The 14,547-nt window shown below is 35.0% G+C and carries 12 protein-coding genes and 5 pseudogenes; 7 read left to right on the forward strand and 10 right to left on the reverse strand.

What is annotated here, in order from left to right; translation table 11 throughout:
• Nucleotides 1-16: 16 nt before the first annotated feature.
• Nucleotides 17-1,191 (reverse strand): annotated as a pseudogene (locus tag G6O73_RS12660) (IS256-like element IS1310 family transposase).
• A gap of 584 nt (nucleotides 1,192-1,775) precedes the next feature.
• On the opposite strand from G6O73_RS12660, the gene G6O73_RS12665 reads away from it, so the two are divergent.
• The gene (locus G6O73_RS12665) at nucleotides 1,776-2,870 is read left to right on the forward strand and encodes a glycosyltransferase (protein ID WP_003691196.1); all 1,095 of its coding nucleotides are present in this window, start codon (nucleotides 1,776-1,778) and stop codon (nucleotides 2,868-2,870) included.
• 67 nt (nucleotides 2,871-2,937) lie between these two features.
• On the opposite strand, the gene G6O73_RS12670 is transcribed toward G6O73_RS12665, so the two are convergent.
• On the reverse strand, nucleotides 2,938-4,278 hold the full coding sequence (locus G6O73_RS12670) for an ISL3 family transposase (protein ID WP_003691194.1): 1,341 nt from the start codon (nucleotides 4,276-4,278) through the stop codon (nucleotides 2,938-2,940).
• 213 nt (nucleotides 4,279-4,491) lie between these two features.
• Between G6O73_RS12670 and G6O73_RS12675 the strand changes: the two genes are divergently transcribed.
• Nucleotides 4,492-4,881, forward strand: a complete 390-nt coding sequence (locus G6O73_RS12675; RefSeq protein ID WP_003691192.1) for an AP2 domain-containing protein — start codon at nucleotides 4,492-4,494, stop codon at nucleotides 4,879-4,881.
• A gap of 208 nt (nucleotides 4,882-5,089) precedes the next feature.
• Here the strand turns inward: G6O73_RS12675 and G6O73_RS12680 are convergent, their stop codons facing one another.
• Entirely contained in the window at nucleotides 5,090-5,194 is a 105-nt protein-coding gene (locus tag G6O73_RS12680) for a putative holin-like toxin (RefSeq protein WP_046870757.1), read from the reverse strand.
• Nucleotides 5,195-5,426: 232 nt separating this feature from the next.
• On the opposite strand from G6O73_RS12680, the gene arsC reads away from it, so the two are divergent.
• A complete protein-coding gene (arsC, locus tag G6O73_RS12685) occupies nucleotides 5,427-5,843 on the forward strand; it encodes an arsenate reductase (thioredoxin) (RefSeq protein ID WP_003691189.1) in 417 nt (138 codons plus the stop codon).
• 375 nt (nucleotides 5,844-6,218) lie between these two features.
• Here arsC and prgO read toward each other — a convergent pair whose 3' ends face one another.
• The 6 genes from prgO to G6O73_RS12915 all read right to left on the reverse strand — a co-directional run bounded on the left by prgO (nucleotide 6,219) and on the right by G6O73_RS12915 (nucleotide 10,820).
• On the reverse strand, nucleotides 6,219-6,497 hold the full coding sequence (gene prgO, locus G6O73_RS12690; RefSeq protein WP_003691188.1) for a DNA segregation protein PrgO: 279 nt from the start codon (nucleotides 6,495-6,497) through the stop codon (nucleotides 6,219-6,221).
• The gene (gene prgP / locus G6O73_RS12695; RefSeq protein WP_003691186.1) at nucleotides 6,475-7,380 is read right to left on the reverse strand and encodes a ParA superfamily DNA segregation protein PrgP; all 906 of its coding nucleotides are present in this window, start codon (nucleotides 7,378-7,380) and stop codon (nucleotides 6,475-6,477) included. The genes prgO and prgP overlap by 23 nt, the downstream gene beginning before the upstream one ends.
• Before the next feature lie 1,659 nt (nucleotides 7,381-9,039).
• On the reverse strand, nucleotides 9,040-9,318 hold the full coding sequence (locus G6O73_RS12985) for a CorA family divalent cation transporter (protein WP_272876766.1): 279 nt from the start codon (nucleotides 9,316-9,318) through the stop codon (nucleotides 9,040-9,042).
• A 71-nt stretch (nucleotides 9,319-9,389) separates the two neighbouring features.
• Nucleotides 9,390-9,989, reverse strand: coding sequence for a CorA family divalent cation transporter (locus G6O73_RS12990; protein WP_272876767.1), 600 nt, complete (start codon nucleotides 9,987-9,989; stop codon nucleotides 9,390-9,392).
• A 108-nt stretch (nucleotides 9,990-10,097) separates the two neighbouring features.
• Nucleotides 10,098-10,565, reverse strand: coding sequence for a glycosyltransferase (locus G6O73_RS12910; protein ID WP_245002976.1), 468 nt, complete (start codon nucleotides 10,563-10,565; stop codon nucleotides 10,098-10,100).
• A 108-nt stretch (nucleotides 10,566-10,673) separates the two neighbouring features.
• On the reverse strand, nucleotides 10,674-10,820 hold the full coding sequence (locus G6O73_RS12915) for a hypothetical protein (RefSeq protein WP_245002977.1): 147 nt from the start codon (nucleotides 10,818-10,820) through the stop codon (nucleotides 10,674-10,676).
• 620 nt (nucleotides 10,821-11,440) lie between these two features.
• On the opposite strand from G6O73_RS12915, the pseudogene G6O73_RS12710 reads away from it, so the two are divergent.
• A pseudogene (locus G6O73_RS12710) lies at nucleotides 11,441-12,293 on the forward strand (SDR family oxidoreductase).
• Between the two features lie 253 nt (nucleotides 12,294-12,546).
• Here G6O73_RS12710 and G6O73_RS12715 read toward each other — a convergent pair.
• Nucleotides 12,547-12,927, reverse strand: a complete 381-nt coding sequence (locus G6O73_RS12715; protein ID WP_272876768.1) for a hypothetical protein — start codon at nucleotides 12,925-12,927, stop codon at nucleotides 12,547-12,549.
• A gap of 532 nt (nucleotides 12,928-13,459) precedes the next feature.
• On the opposite strand from G6O73_RS12715, the pseudogene G6O73_RS12720 reads away from it, so the two are divergent.
• From G6O73_RS12720 to G6O73_RS12925, 3 pseudogenes are all read left to right on the forward strand, one after another.
• Nucleotides 13,460-14,064: pseudogene (locus G6O73_RS12720) on the forward strand (recombinase family protein).
• A 120-nt stretch (nucleotides 14,065-14,184) separates the two neighbouring features.
• A pseudogene (locus G6O73_RS12920) lies at nucleotides 14,185-14,440 on the forward strand (replication initiation protein); the annotation flags it as partial.
• Nucleotides 14,433-14,547: pseudogene (locus G6O73_RS12925) on the forward strand (DUF536 domain-containing protein); the annotation flags it as partial. The pseudogenes G6O73_RS12920 and G6O73_RS12925, both read left to right, overlap by 8 nt.

Genomic DNA, 14,547 nt, shown 5'->3' on the forward strand with positions numbered 1-14,547 from the left:
ATAATATGTATCTAACTTAAATAAATGATGCTTCCAAGGTGTCCTGGAGTCCTTTGAACCCTCGGTGGATCCGCTTCAGAGACTTCTCGTTATAAGCATTAAACTGAGAAACCAGGAAGCGATCCAGTGAATCTTCCGTTGGAAATTGTTCTTTGTGGTGGGTGGTGCGCTTGAGATGCTTGTTAAAGTTCTCAATCAAGTTAGTGGAGTAGAGTGATTGCCGAACGGCTGGTGGAAAGTCCATGAAAGTGAGCAGATTCGGCATTTTAAGCAGATCTTTGATTAACTTGGGATAGGTACGATGCCAGTTGTTGGCGAACTCATTCAGTTTCAGTTCGGCTGCTTCACGATTGGCAGCTCGATGAACTTGTTTAAGTCATTGATCACGGCCTTACGGTCTTTCACACGAACTTTGTTCATCAAATTACGCCCAACATGAACCAGGCAACGTTGTCGTTTGGCTTTAGGGAAATGCCGATTCAAGCCTTCATCCAAACCAACTAACCCATCGGCCACAAACAACAGCACATCTTTAACGCCCTGCTTGATCAAGGTTCCCAGCAGTTCAGTCCAGATTCCAGTCGATTCCGTTGGCGCCACTTGGTAGTTCAGCACTTCTTTCGTACCATCTGGACGAATGCCAATCGCAATATGAACGGCTTCTTTTTGAACGGTATCCCGCTTTAACGGCAAGTAAGTGGCATCTAAGAAGATGGCCGCATATTGTGAAGCCAGTCGACGTTGCTGGAAAGCTTGAACCTGTTCATTGACGGCTTTAGTCATGTTGGAAACCGTGGCTTTGGAGTAGTGAGCACCGTACATTTTCTCAATGAGTTCGGCAATTTCAGCAGTGGTAATTCCCTTGGTATACAACTGAATGACCGTTGTTTCTAAATTATCACTGTGCCGACCGTAGGCTGGCAAGGTATGATTTTCAAACCGGCCATTGCGATCTCGAGGAATGGTTAAGTTAAGTTGGCCGTACTTCGTATCAAACGAGCGCTCATAACTGCCGTTGCGGTTATTACCAGTGTTAATCCCAGCGTATGAGTAGCGTTCGTAACCCAAAAACTCTGCCAATTCGGTTTGAAGCAGCTGGTTAATCGCAATTTCGAGGTGGTGACGAAAAACTTCGTCCAAATCTTGCTTTTGGGCTAGTGCAGCGATAATTTCTGTGGTAAGTTCATTCATGGGGAATGCCTCCTGTGATGTTTTCTGTGGTTACTAAATATCATAAGGGAAGGCATTCCCTATTTCTATACAATTCAGAAATCTTTTATGCATTTACACAAGATATTTTACGCTCTCTTTTGTTTACAAAATTCAACTATTTGAGTTTTTATGTTGATTAGATCTATAATAAAGTTTAGATGGGGGTAAGTATAATATAGATTCTTTAGTTTCTGTATTGTCATATCAGTTCAACAACCATTTGGATAAGGTTATTGTACCTTTATTTTTTTTATTATTTAAATAATGCCATTCTTATGTATCCAACTAGCCATAAGTAAACTATTTTCTTTGTTGATAAAATGAAAGCCGGGTGAATTTTAAAATCGAGTTCTGCATTTGTTTGAAACAAAATCACATACCTTAGCTGTCTGTACTTTTGTTACAACTGCATTATTGTGTTTTAAATTTTTTATAATTAACAAATGCGGTGTAACTATTTTTAGAATTTTTAAGTTAATTAACAATTACTGACTCACTAATACAACTTATTTAAGATTACATCAGATTAATGTTGGCTTCATAAAATGAAAGGATGAATTATCGTGAAAATAACATTAATAACACAGTATTTAGAGGGACATGGCGGTACCGAAAGAGTCATTTCGAACTTGGTCAACGAAGATTTAAAAAATGAATATCAGGTTTTGATCCCTAAAAGCGGAAAACCTGAATGGCTCCAATGGATTACACGTACTACCGGCTACCAACTTAAAATTTGCCATGCACAAGATACACAAGCACAAAAAGAGTTTATTGAAAAAAATGTTTTAGCAGCAGAACCAGATATCGTTTTGGGACTCGAAGGCAGAGCTTGTGTAACTGCCTATCAGATCAGGAAAAAATATGACCTTCATTATAAAATTGTTTCTTGGGGACATACCTCCATTGCTGAATCAAACATTTTTGCTCGTCAAGAACTTGCTTTCTCAGAATATCATCTTGCAATTAGTACAGGGATAAAAAAACAGTTGATCAAACTCGGGGTCCCAGCCCAAAAAATCTTTCTGATCTATAATCCTATCCGCACTGTAAATAAGAAAACAATCAGCACACCTAAAGCTAACGCTCCTTTCCATGCAATTTTTATTGGAAGAATATTGTTGGATGATCAAAAAAATGTACGTATGCTTCTTGAATCAATGGCACAGCTTAATATTCCTTGGAAACTGGACATCTTTGGCAAGGGAGCTGATCTTCCAAAAGCAAAAACATTAGCAAATGATTTGCATATTTCACAAAACATTAACTGGCAAGGTTGGATGCCTAATCCTTGGGAAGCAATTAATGAAGCTGATTGCCTGCTGCTCTGTTCAAAATATGAGGGATTCCCAATGGTTGTTATTGAAGCTGCTTCTTATGGCTTGCCAATTGTTTCAACAAACTGTCCTACTGGACCGGCAGACATCATTAATTCCCACAATGGAATTTTAACTCCAATGAACGACCAAAAAGCTTTTATAGCTGCATGCCGGCAAATCTATCGTTTGCGTGGTAAATATAATCATACAGATATCAAAAAAACAGTTTTGAAATTTGATATTTCTCGCTATATTAAGCACATAGAAAACATCTATAACTTAATTGCTGCTGATAATAAAAACACAGATAAATCAGCCATTAAACTTTCTTCTTTATAATAGGTTCTTTATCAAGTGGTACTGATGAAATGAATTATTAAAAATAATAAGCAATTGGTCTACTTGGTCAAGCTGCTTGTTCCTGAATGGAATGAGCAGCTTTTTTAATGTGACTATGAAAATTCAAACTGACATAACTATTCTTTAATTCGATGAGAAGACGTAAACGGAAGTTTTCAAAGTTCCGGAAACCGTAAGCAGTCTTTTTAATGGCTTTGATCTTGTTGTTTGTTCCTTCCACGGGTCCATTAGAAAAGGTCGTCTGAAAGCTGTTCTTGATTTCTTGTAGATGTTTACGCAAGGTACGATTAGTTTTTTTGATGGGCTCAGGCATGCCTGCAGCTGAACGTGTTAGACTTTCTAAGAGCCTTGGATCTCGCTGCTGGACAGCTTGTAAAAGTGTTTGATAATAAACGTAAGCTTGTCGCAAAGCGGAGGACATATTTAATAAACGCTCCACAATATCCTGTTCACATAACTGCATATTACGAAAGTTTCTGCTTTTACGATAGGTTTTAAAATCAAGTTTGGTCGAGTCTTTAGTTAACAATTTCCAATAATGTTTCAAAGCACGTGCGTTGTGCGAACCCTGTCCCGCCTGTTTCATGGTTTGTGTCCGAACTAAGTTTAAGGCCCGATAAGCTTGGGTTACGACATGGAAGCGGTCGGCAATGATCAGCGCTTGCGGAAAGATCTCATGGATCAAGGATCGATAAGGCGAGTACAGATCAACTGTGACCGTTTGGACTGCCCAGCGAGCTTGACGGTCATATTGTAAAAAGTAACTTCGTAAGTATGTATTATGCCGAGAACGCACGATATCTAACGTGCGGCGTGTCGCAATGTCCATGACAATGATACTCATGCCGCTACTAGAAAAGTTGCCCGCTTTAAAGTCGTCAAAAGCGATATTTTGCGGTAAGAAATGATGATTGGGCCTTAAGTAAGTTGAGAGCTCTTGCGCAAAGCGCATCACTGTCATTCCAGAGATCCCAAAATCAGCGGCAATATCTTTTTGTGAGATATTCTGGTCTAATTTAGAAATAGCCTGATATTTAACGGCTTGTGAGATTTGGTCGTTAGCCTTGACGTCCTTGATCTCCGCAAGTTTTGTAATAGTTTTAGGGCAGGCAGCTGAAGCCGGGCAGAGATATTTTTGTTTGCGGATCGAAAAAACATTTGTGATCCCACCCGAAGGCAAACCGAGCATCTCAACGGTTTTAAAACCGTTGTAGCGCATTTTTTGACCACAAACTGGGCAAGCACAAGGATAAGATTGCCGCAAATGGATCTTGCGGACTTTTTTATGTTGGTAAAATCCTGCAGCTATCACTTTATTCTTATATTTTGGATCAAATTCCAGGTGTGAGTCTTTAATTCCCAATAGATCCAGTGTACAATTCTTCATGTAGGACATTCCTTTCAGTGTAGGGATTGTTTCTTTGAGATGAAGTGTGTCTTCATCTCTATTTTTTTATCATAAAACAAAATTGGTACTGAGAGAAGATTTTTCTATCAGTACCAAATATTATAGAACCCAGTTTTAAGACAATCCGTTGGTGTTAAGAAGGGATCGGGTACTACATGGTTTTGTAAATGTGATTGTGGTAATTATACCGACGTGGCAAGCACAAAACTTATTCAAGGAACTACCAAGAGTTGTGGTTGTCAATTAAAGAAGGCACGAGAAAAATGGAAAAATATTTACAAAGATGAAAAGATACAAGAGAAGATAAAAAAAACTTTTAGAAAAAATGACGGTCGTGAAAAAAATACTAAACTATCTATATTGGAACTAGCAACAAGCGACAAATTAAAGGCAAATAATTCTAGTGGTGTAACAGGGGTTTCTTATAGTAAACGTGATAAGAGGTGGCGTAGCTATATCACAGTAAAACATATACGCTACGAGCTAGGATATTTTAAAGATAAGGAAAGTGCAATCCAAGCTCGAAAAAAAGCTGAAAAAGAATTAGTTGAACCCATTTTAAAAAAATACAAAAATAAATAAAAAATTCATAGCCTTTATAAGACACGAAATAGATTTGTTATAAAAAATAAGCTGAAAAATACCTTACTACCCAATTTTTTACAGACATGATATAATAGAAGCAGAAAAAGAAGCCTTGCTTGAACAAGACTTCCCATGTAGAACCGTTTAAGACGGTGGCATAACTTAATACGATTAAATAACCGCTAGCTTGCCAGAGCTAAGGCGGTTATTTTTTTTGCTGATTTTTAATCAACTCAACAACTAATGCGATTAAGGCCACGATAAAAGTACCGAAAGCCAGCATTAATTGTAAAGCGTCCGAAACGGACACTTGGGCTACTCCTTTCCTAGAATGTGAGTTTATAGTTTTTACACCATAAGCACCACCCCCTTTAAGGAAATAGTCACCGCCTTAACTTCTCTACTTGAACTATTATACAGGATAACTAGTAATTTACCTATTGATGATTAATGTTATATTACCTTAATAGGCATTGAAACATTGCATTTAAGTTTTATTGTGTATAACGATGTTACACAAATTAAATCGGTGGTGGTTTAAAATGAAAAAAATTTATTTTTTATGTACAGGAAATTCTTGTCGCAGTCAAATGGCTGAAGGATATGCCAAAAGTATACTATCGCCCGATATTTTTGAGATAGAAAGCGCGGGTATTGAAACGCATGGACTAAATCCAAATGCTGTTAAAGTTATGGCTGAAGACGGAGTAGATATTAGTAGCCACTACTCTAAATTAATTGATCTAAGGTATTTTAATACTTCAGATTTAGTTATTACTTTATGTGGTGATGCAAAGGATAAATGTCCTATGCTTCCCCCGCAAACAAAAAGTTTACACTGGCCTTTATCTGACCCAGCGCAAGCAACAGGAACATTAGAAGAGCAACTAGAAGTATTCCGTAAGGTTCGTGACGAGATTAAAAAATTAATTATAGATTTAAATGACCACTTTCATTGATTACAGAAAAGCGACATAACTCAACGATTGTGTCGCTTTTTTAATACCATGTAATTAATGGTCTTAGCATATGTTATAATTTATCGCCCTAATTATGATAGGAAAACTTATGCAAAATCTAATAAACTTGATGTCAAAATACAGTATAGTAACAAAAAAGATACTCTGAAAATTAAGCAGAGTACCTTTCTGTTGATATTAGTGGATGTTTTTCGGATGATGAGGATTAATCATATTTTGAATGTAGTTAGTTACCTAATATTTTTTTCTTCACGATTCAAAACTTTAACCTGATTTGCTTGATTTGGGTGTTTCTTGAGATAACTTATTATTTATAACTGAATGCTTATTCTCATTGATTTTGTTTGTTGAATTTTATTTTTCATTTTGTTTTAACATAAGCAGGATCGTTTCTTTTTGCCGTTGAGAAACATTATTATCCAAGTAGGTTTTACACATCTGATTAACTAAATCGTACATCTTAGTATCGGTAACGACAGACATACTTTTAATTAAGTCATATACAGGTGGATCAACCTTAATGGTCTTTCGTTCGTTAGCCTTATATTCTTTTTTGATTGAAAGATTTCTGCTAACATCGGCAGTATTTTTGATGTTTGGTTGAACATTGTTATCCCTCTTCAGTAAAGCCACTAAGCGTCAGCCCCTTTCCTTTTTCAGTGAGCCTATTATTATTAATAAATTCATGTTCATATTTAAAATCTACGACATCACCAGTTTTTTCAAAAGATTTGATTCTTAATAATAATTCTTTGAATATATCTGCATATAGTGCAAAAATTCTTTTATCATGAAAGTCTTCAAATTGAATTCCTTGTGCTGTGTACCATTCCAATCTAGCATGATTGTTAATAATGTTATTAAATACGTTATCACGGCCAAAATATTTTATGGTTTCATCAACTATTTTTTGCTGTAAAGGTCTACGCGCCTGTAAAAGAACTGGCAAGACACCAGCAACTTGAACATTAATCATATTCCCAAAATCATTTACCAAAGTTTGTAAATATGTAAGAATAAGACGCTTTGATCCATCGAAAGCAAATTGTTGTGTCTCTTGAATAACAATAACATAGTCGGCACAAACCATAGCATTATCGACTTTAATATCTGTGGAAGGTGGAACATCAATGAAAATAAATTCATAGTTATCTTTGATCTGATCTAAAAGTTTTTTTAAATAGAAGGTCTTATCTGTTAATGATTTAAACTTTTTATCCAGGAATTCGGTATAGTTACGCATGTCATAGTCGCACCCAATTAAATCTATCTTCGGAGCTAAGTGTACAATTCCTTGCGACAGGTCTTCTTTTTCCAAGCAGGCCATTAAAGTGTTTGGAATTTCAGGATTTCCGAAAGTCTTTGATAAAAACTGAGTTGCATTCCCCTGTAGATCTGTATCTATGACTAACACTTTTTTATTAAATACGGTGGCGGCCACTACTGCTTCCATTACTGTGTCTGTTGTTTTACCTACGCCACCCTTTTGTTGAGCGTTAATTATTGTATACGTCATTTAGACACCTCCATTAAATACATAGTAAGTCAATTTTATTTAAAAGTAAAGTAAAATGTAGTAAATCTCCTTTATACTTGTTTATCAAAAAGAGAAAAAGAGATTATGCTCCTAAGAGAAAAGGAGAAAAAGAGATTAATCTCCTATTCTCTTAGTACCTTAAGAGAAAAGGAGATTAAGAGAATAAACACTATAAAAAGGCCTTCTAATCAATAATAATAATTTAAAAAGGAGAAAAAGAGATTAAGAGAAAAAGAGATTAGTGTAAAAAGAGATTAAGAGAAAAGGAGAATAGTGTACTAAGAGAAAAGGAGAATAGTGTACTAAGAGAAAAGGAGAATAGTGTACTAAATTATCAAAAGGTGATTTTTTGCATAATAGCTTTACACTAGAGATGAAAAGGAGTAATCTATAAATAACAAAAAGAAGCTTATCTATTGATAGATAAGCTTCTACATAAAAGAAAAAGCCACCCAATATTGGCGTATTGGAATGACCCGAACTAAGTCTTTATTTATGGTCTCATTGTAGCACATTTTACTAGTGTGTTCAATGTGGTGATTTTCAAAACTCAGGAGACAAGCTGAGTAGTAGGTTAGTAGTACATAGGTTTCATATTTCGATATGCGACAGCTGCTTATGGATGAACGCTAAAAAGTAGACATCTGGTGAACTCAGCCAGAACTTCACAAAAATAATTGAGTAGTCTATGGATTCTGTAATCTGATCTGTAGGCTGGGTTCAGAGCCGACCTGCAGACATAGAAGCTGCTGACTAATGGCTAGAGTGGTAACATGAATGGAGTCTTAACATACAGTAAGGGCATGTTTTGCTGGTGAGTAAAAAACTTAATTGTTAAGATAGCTGTAAGAAGCTGAAACTAGATTACTTGTGAGTGAAGCGAGGGGAAACCTCAAAAACTGAGCTGCACGTTATTTTTTTGTTTTTCTCTGCAAAATTAAGGGAAAAACTTTGCTCATATCGCTTCAGGCTTCCTAAAAACTAAGCCAGCCAAGAACAGAAGTCAACTAAAGGTATTCATATTTATTGAATAACTTGTTAAGAATGTAAGTGAGGTTTCAAAGTAGGGGATTTGAAATTCACAAGTTCAGAAAGTTAGGTTAATAAGAATCTTGCGAAGTAAAATAACTATACCAATTTTAGTTAAGAAATTGGTAAAATTAGTAAGTTGATTTTAAGTTGCTGAGTAGGGTAGTTGCGAGTATACAGCGGTATACTTAGATTAAGATGCATTATGTAAATTAAAAAGTTTTTTAACTAGTAAACATGCATGTTAATATATAAAAACACCAGGATAACTAAATCCCAGTATTTTTGTATCTACTTCTTGTTATTTCTAAATATCAAGTATATGATAAATAGTTGAATAACTAGAGAAACAGATAAAGTAAATGTTACTTGCAAAGCGTAGCATACAGTTTAATTAAAGGCAACCAGCCTTGTGTTGTAGCCATTTACCAGTATAGCATACTGGACTTGATAGCTATGAAATGATAATACGTAGGTAAGGTAAATGGAAAACAAGGGGTTTTATCCTTTTAAGTGGACTTAATCAACCCACGTCACTCACGGGCTCTCAGACTTAACTCTCTGAGGGCCTATTTTTTGTATTAATTTTCTTTTATTTACCTCATGGTTTCAAAGGTATTTTATATGCTTTAGTACAATGTAACATGTTAGGGTAGCAATAACGGTAATTATGGATACAATAAAGAAACCAGGCATTGAAGATTGGAAGGGAACCTTAGTATTAACACCCCAAAGGCCAACTATGATAGTGGGAATAGTGATAATAATTGATAGTTCTGTTAAAATTTTCATAATGATATTTAACTGATATGAAATGATATTGCTGAACATGTCACTTAATTGGGAAATTAAGGTAGTTAGGGTTTTTGCTAATTTTAGCGTTTGCAATCTTTGGATACGTAGTTGGTATTGCTTGTCCTTATACTTAGCGTTGTTTAAAAAGAGTTTTTCACAGTGTTCTAAAATATATTGGAAGGTTTTTCATTACTTTCTAAAGCGCTTTCTAAAAACACGATGCTTTTTTGACAAGCAGCAAGCCTGTCTAACCCAGCGCTGTTAGTTTGGAGCTTATGAATATTTCTTTCTATTCCTATTATTTCACTTTCTATTTTTAGAAGCTGTTTTTTAAATTCTTCGTAAACTGAACTTATAAGGTGTATGGCTAACTCTTCTTTATTATTATTAACTTCGCCTAATTTTTTTGGGGGGGCTATGAAAGGTAAAATAATGTCAGTAACGGTTATTATGGTACTATCAACTAGCAGTATTAGTAATGGATAGCCCGTAGTAACATTATTTTTCCCAAATGTACCTTCTCCAGCACATAACAATAATATTTCAGTAATTTGCTGCTGTTTTAGATTAGTAATGTAATTAATGTGAGAGGCTGTATTTAAATTAGAACTTTCGCGAATAATATCTCTAGGTAAAAAATATTTTGACGTAATGTATTTTATTTCCTCCTCAGTCGGTTTTATTAAACTAACCCAGTCGATCCGTTCTTTTTCTTGTGCCACAAGTATTTTCTTATTTTTAAAAATATAGTTTTTTAAAATCATGTTCACCTCCATAAAGAATAAAAACTCTTCATATTATACCTACTTGGTCCCAAACAAATCCATATTTGGCCATATGAATAGGGAAAATTTAAATTTAATTTTGCTCATTTAATTGACTAAAAAGTAAATTCCATTTTTCATTAATATAAGGTAGTCGGAAGTCGTGTGACCGTTGTGTTGCAAGGTTTCCAAATTTTGTCGCAAGTCAATATTTTTCAATAATGGTAATAGTTTTCTGTAGAGATGCTCTGTATTATGGTCTGCGATTATTATTCCATATTTTCCACTTTGTAAATATTCTTGTGAACCTGTATTCCACATACTCACAATTGGCAGCCCAAAGTTCATAGCTTCACCGATAACTAATGGAAATCCCTCCCACCTAGAAGTTATTACAAAGATTGAGCCATTTCTATAATGTTCTTGTAATTCCTCGTCGGGTAAGGAATCTAAAATAATAAATTGTTTCTCTATTTTTTTGCTATGAACCTCATTTTTTAACCATTCTTTGTCAGGCCCATCACCAGCCAACTTTATTTGCCAATTATCGGGCAAGCGTTGCGCCAATTCTAACAAATAGTCAAGTCCTTTATGTTTTACATCTGTTCTGCAAACAGCTACAATAACATTTTTTATTCAAGTTACTTTTATGATTAGACACCAGCGTAACTGGGTTATGGATCTTTATGTATTAACATTATGTTTTGAAAATTTTAAAAGGTCGCTTTCTGTTAAAGTTACGACTGTATCCACCGCTTCAAGTCCAGCAATAAATTCAACCCGCATATCCTGATAGTATTCTTTCATATAAGTCTTATAATTATTGTGCATCCAAGCGATTAATTTAGTGTAGGATTTGCTTCCTTTATTAACGGACTATAAAGCTTAGTAAAGAGTCCTGCATTCAGAAGAACAATATCGATCTTCTCTTTTTTTATGGTTGTGTTTAAATCTGCAATCTGTAACTTGAATTTTTTAGTGGGAGATCTTCACGGAAACTTTTTCCTGATTTATTGGATGTTTGGCTTTAATCAAAGGAGCTTCTAAATGGAAAAAAGAAACCTGCTGAGGACAATGAATAATAAAAGATATTGTGTTTGTTTAGCTAAGCTATTACCAACAACGGTGGCAACTCTTTTAACCCCATCCATTTTTAAGTTTTCTATACAAATTAAAATGTTCATACTATTAACCTTCCTTAGTGACAAGTTAAGAACTTGCTTTAAATTTTAGAGCTTGGGAAAATTAAATTTAAAAAAGAAGCAGTGCAGCTAAGCTTTCACTTTACTGCTTTATAGTAGGTTATTGATATAAGTAGAGCTTAACAATAAATGTTTACCAAAACAAATAATTTGTTTTTAAAAAGCTAAACCATTACGCTTGGATTAAGTTTTAAATACACGTTCCGTTTTTGAAACCAATATTTTTTAACCCTATTAAGGAGGCTGATTGTGGTGGTAAAACCAGAACCTAAAAAAGATTATTTGATAAACGATACGGAAAAGGAGTTGAAGCATGCACCCTTACTGGAAGATCCAAATTATATTCCAGCTCACAAACTTGAAGGGAAAGTTGCAATAATTACAGGAGGAGATAGTGGTATCGGAGCTGCAACTGCGATTTTGTTTGCTAAAGAAGGCGCAGATATTGTAATAGTGTATTATGAATCTGATAAAGATGCTAATAATATAGCTAAAAGAATACGGGAAATAGGCCGCCAAGTTTTAGTTTTATCGGGGGACATTGCTGATGAAGGCTTTATTAAAAAAATAACAGCAGAAACTTCACAGAAGTTTGGTCATGTTGACATACTTGTCAATAATGCTGGTGAACAACATGTTCACGAACATTTTTTAGATATTCCAATGAGTGAAGTCACAAGAATTTTCAAAACAAATGTTATAGGTATGTTTATGTTGACTAAAGCAATATTTCCTCTATTTCGAAGAGGTGGCTCAATAATAAACACTACTTCTATTACGGCATATGCAGGCTCACCTGTCTTGTTGATTATTCTGCAAGCAAAGGAGCAATCTTATCTTTTACTCGGTCATTAGCGCAGAATGAAGACATTAGAAAAAAAGATTAGGGTAAACGCAGTAGCACCGGGGCCAATCTGGACACCTAATTCCTGCAACTTTTACTTCTGAACAACTAAAAACATGGGGCAAAAGTAATGCACTTAAAAGGCCAGGTCAGGCTTTCGAAGTAGCTCCAAGTTATTTATTTTTAGCAGCTGAAGAAAATAAATATATTACTGGACAAACTATCCATGTTAATGGTGGTTCTGTTGTTAACGGATAACGCTTAATTAGTTGAATTATAAGCGCTCCTTTTATTCTCACAATTTTGCTTAGTGTTTTAGCTTCACTAGCATAAAAATGCTCACTATACTTGTCCAATCTATGTGCACTGTGTACTAGCTATAATAACAACTTGAAATTAAAGTAACCCTTAGTGATCGGTGATCACTAAGGGGTTACTTAGTTGGCAATTTATTTTAACTAGGTGACCGATATTAATTAATAATTATTTTTTAGGTTTATTTTATATTTGTCTAAAGGTTATTTATTTCGTTGTTCTCCGCCTTTTTTTCCAATCTTTTCATAAAAATCTTTATCATGTGACTTAGCAGTTGTTTTTCCGCCTTTTTTCCCAATTTTTTCGTAATGGTCTTTATCATGTGACTTAGCGGTTGCTTCTCCGCCTTTTTCCCCAATTTTTTCGTAATGGTCTTTATCATGTGACTTAGCGGTTGCTTCTCCGCCCTTTTCACCATTTTTTTCGTAAAAGTCATCACCATGAGAATCGGCAGTTGCTTTTCCGCCTTTTTTCCCAATTTTTTCATAATAATCTTTATCATGTGACTTAGCAGCTGCTTCCCCGCCTTTTTTTTCCGGCTTCTGAACGAGTTAATTTTATCATCTTTATTACTCATAACTTGTTCCTCTTATCATGATATTTTTTATTAAGCATAAGGTATTACTAATGCATATCATTACCTTTAGGCTTATAGTCATAGTACAGCCTATAGAATTTAAAGTCAAAACATCTGTTTTATTTATTTTGATTGAAATTATTGCCAAAATAACATACTTTAAATTCTCTTTACTTAGAAGGCTAATTATTTTATTTTAAAACACTGGCCATAATTTGAGGTTTTTCCCGAATGTATAAATAATTTTAGAAGAGACTACAATTTGCCGTAAAATTTAAAAAGAATGTTAACAAGGTGAAAGCGCCATTATTATGTAGTATAATTAAAAACACTTTTATATAGATAATAAAAAATCTGGATAACCAAAATTTTACAAACTATAATTATCGAAAAAACAATTTCTTTGGTTTTTAGAATGTTGTTTAGCTTTTAAAGTGTTTCTTTTAAGTGTACCCTAGTGGTACATTTTTTTAGTTGTGTTATACTAAGAAAAACGTCTGTACCATTTAGATGTACCAAGGAGGATTCAGAAGTGAAAGTCGGATATGCACGGGTTAGTACGCTGAACAGAACTTAGATCGTCAATTAGAGGCACTCAAAAAAGCTGGTGTGCAAAAAATCTTTGCCGAAAAAATTTCGGGGAAGAATGCAGACCGGCCTCAATTAAAAGTTATGTTGGAATATATTCATGATCAAGATGAGATTGTCGTCTTGAGTTTGGATCGTTTAGGTCGAAGTTCACGTGACTTGACGGAAATTATTGAAGAAGTCCGCCATAAGGGAGCTGTGCTAAATATTTTGGACTTACCAAGTTTCGCAGGGGTCGAAGACCAAAATTTGAAGGCTTTATTATCTAACCTAGTATTGGAGATCTATAAATACACGGCTGAAGAAGAACGGCGCAAAATCCGCGAACGCCAACGGCAGGGAATTGAGCTGGCTAAACAACGTGGCGCTTATAAAGGCGCTGTCCGTTTGTATGCACCAGATTCACCTGACCGCCGGAAACGTTATCTGTATCATCAGATAGTGCAAATGCTGCAGCAAAATCCACCAGTGCCGATTGCACAGATTGCTAGAACAATTGGGACTTCAAGGTCACAGATTTATCGGATTAAGAAGTTTTCCAACCTTTGATCGAGTAAAAGTGATGCTACATATATTATGGTGGTTGAAAAGAGTTGTTGATGTACTAAATTGGAGTTAGCATAAAAAGAGTAAAGAAGAACTAGCTGCAGCTTATTTTTTTTAATATTAGAAAGAAAAGATACAAACGACTTCTCACAAGGACAATTTCAAGATGAACGTCAAAAGCTTTTCAATATTCAGCATAATAGTGAACTAACAGATTAAGAGAAATGGCGTGCAACGGATAAAGTTAAGGGACTACCACTAGGGTCCATTGAAAAACAAGCTTTAGCTGAACAGCAGATTGAACACGATAAAAAGATCAGAGATCAAGCGAGACAAGAAGCACTTGCTGAACTCCGAAGGGTTTGGAAATAATGCCTAAAACTATTAGAGAACTTGCTAACGAATTTGGTGTATCAAAACAAGCCATTAGGAAAAAACTAGATGCAAACTTTAGAGCAAACTATGTGCAAACAGTTCCTAGGAACG

This window comes from Liquorilactobacillus nagelii DSM 13675 (assembly GCF_019444005.1).
GTDB classification, from domain to species: Bacteria; Bacillota; Bacilli; order Lactobacillales; family Lactobacillaceae; genus Liquorilactobacillus; species Liquorilactobacillus nagelii.

What these genes read in the sequence shown, in the direction of transcription:
- G6O73_RS12670 (WP_003691194.1), bottom strand. Translation starts at nt 4,278, where the DNA reads ATGAAGAATTGTACACTGGATCTATTGGGAATTAAAGACTCACACCTG.
- arsC (WP_003691189.1), top strand. Translation starts at nt 5,427, where the DNA reads ATGAAAAAAATTTATTTTTTATGTACAGGAAATTCTTGTCGCAGTCAA.
- prgP (WP_003691186.1), bottom strand. Translation starts at nt 7,380, where the DNA reads ATGACGTATACAATAATTAACGCTCAACAAAAGGGTGGCGTAGGTAAA.
- G6O73_RS12990 (WP_272876767.1), bottom strand. Translation starts at nt 9,989, where the DNA reads ATGATTTTAAAAAACTATATTTTTAAAAATAAGAAAATACTTGTGGCA.
- G6O73_RS12915 (WP_245002977.1), bottom strand. Translation starts at nt 10,820, where the DNA reads ATGCACAATAATTATAAGACTTATATGAAAGAATACTATCAGGATATG.
- G6O73_RS12715 (WP_272876768.1), bottom strand. Translation starts at nt 12,927, where the DNA reads ATGAGTAATAAAGATGATAAAATTAACTCGTTCAGAAGCCGGAAAAAA.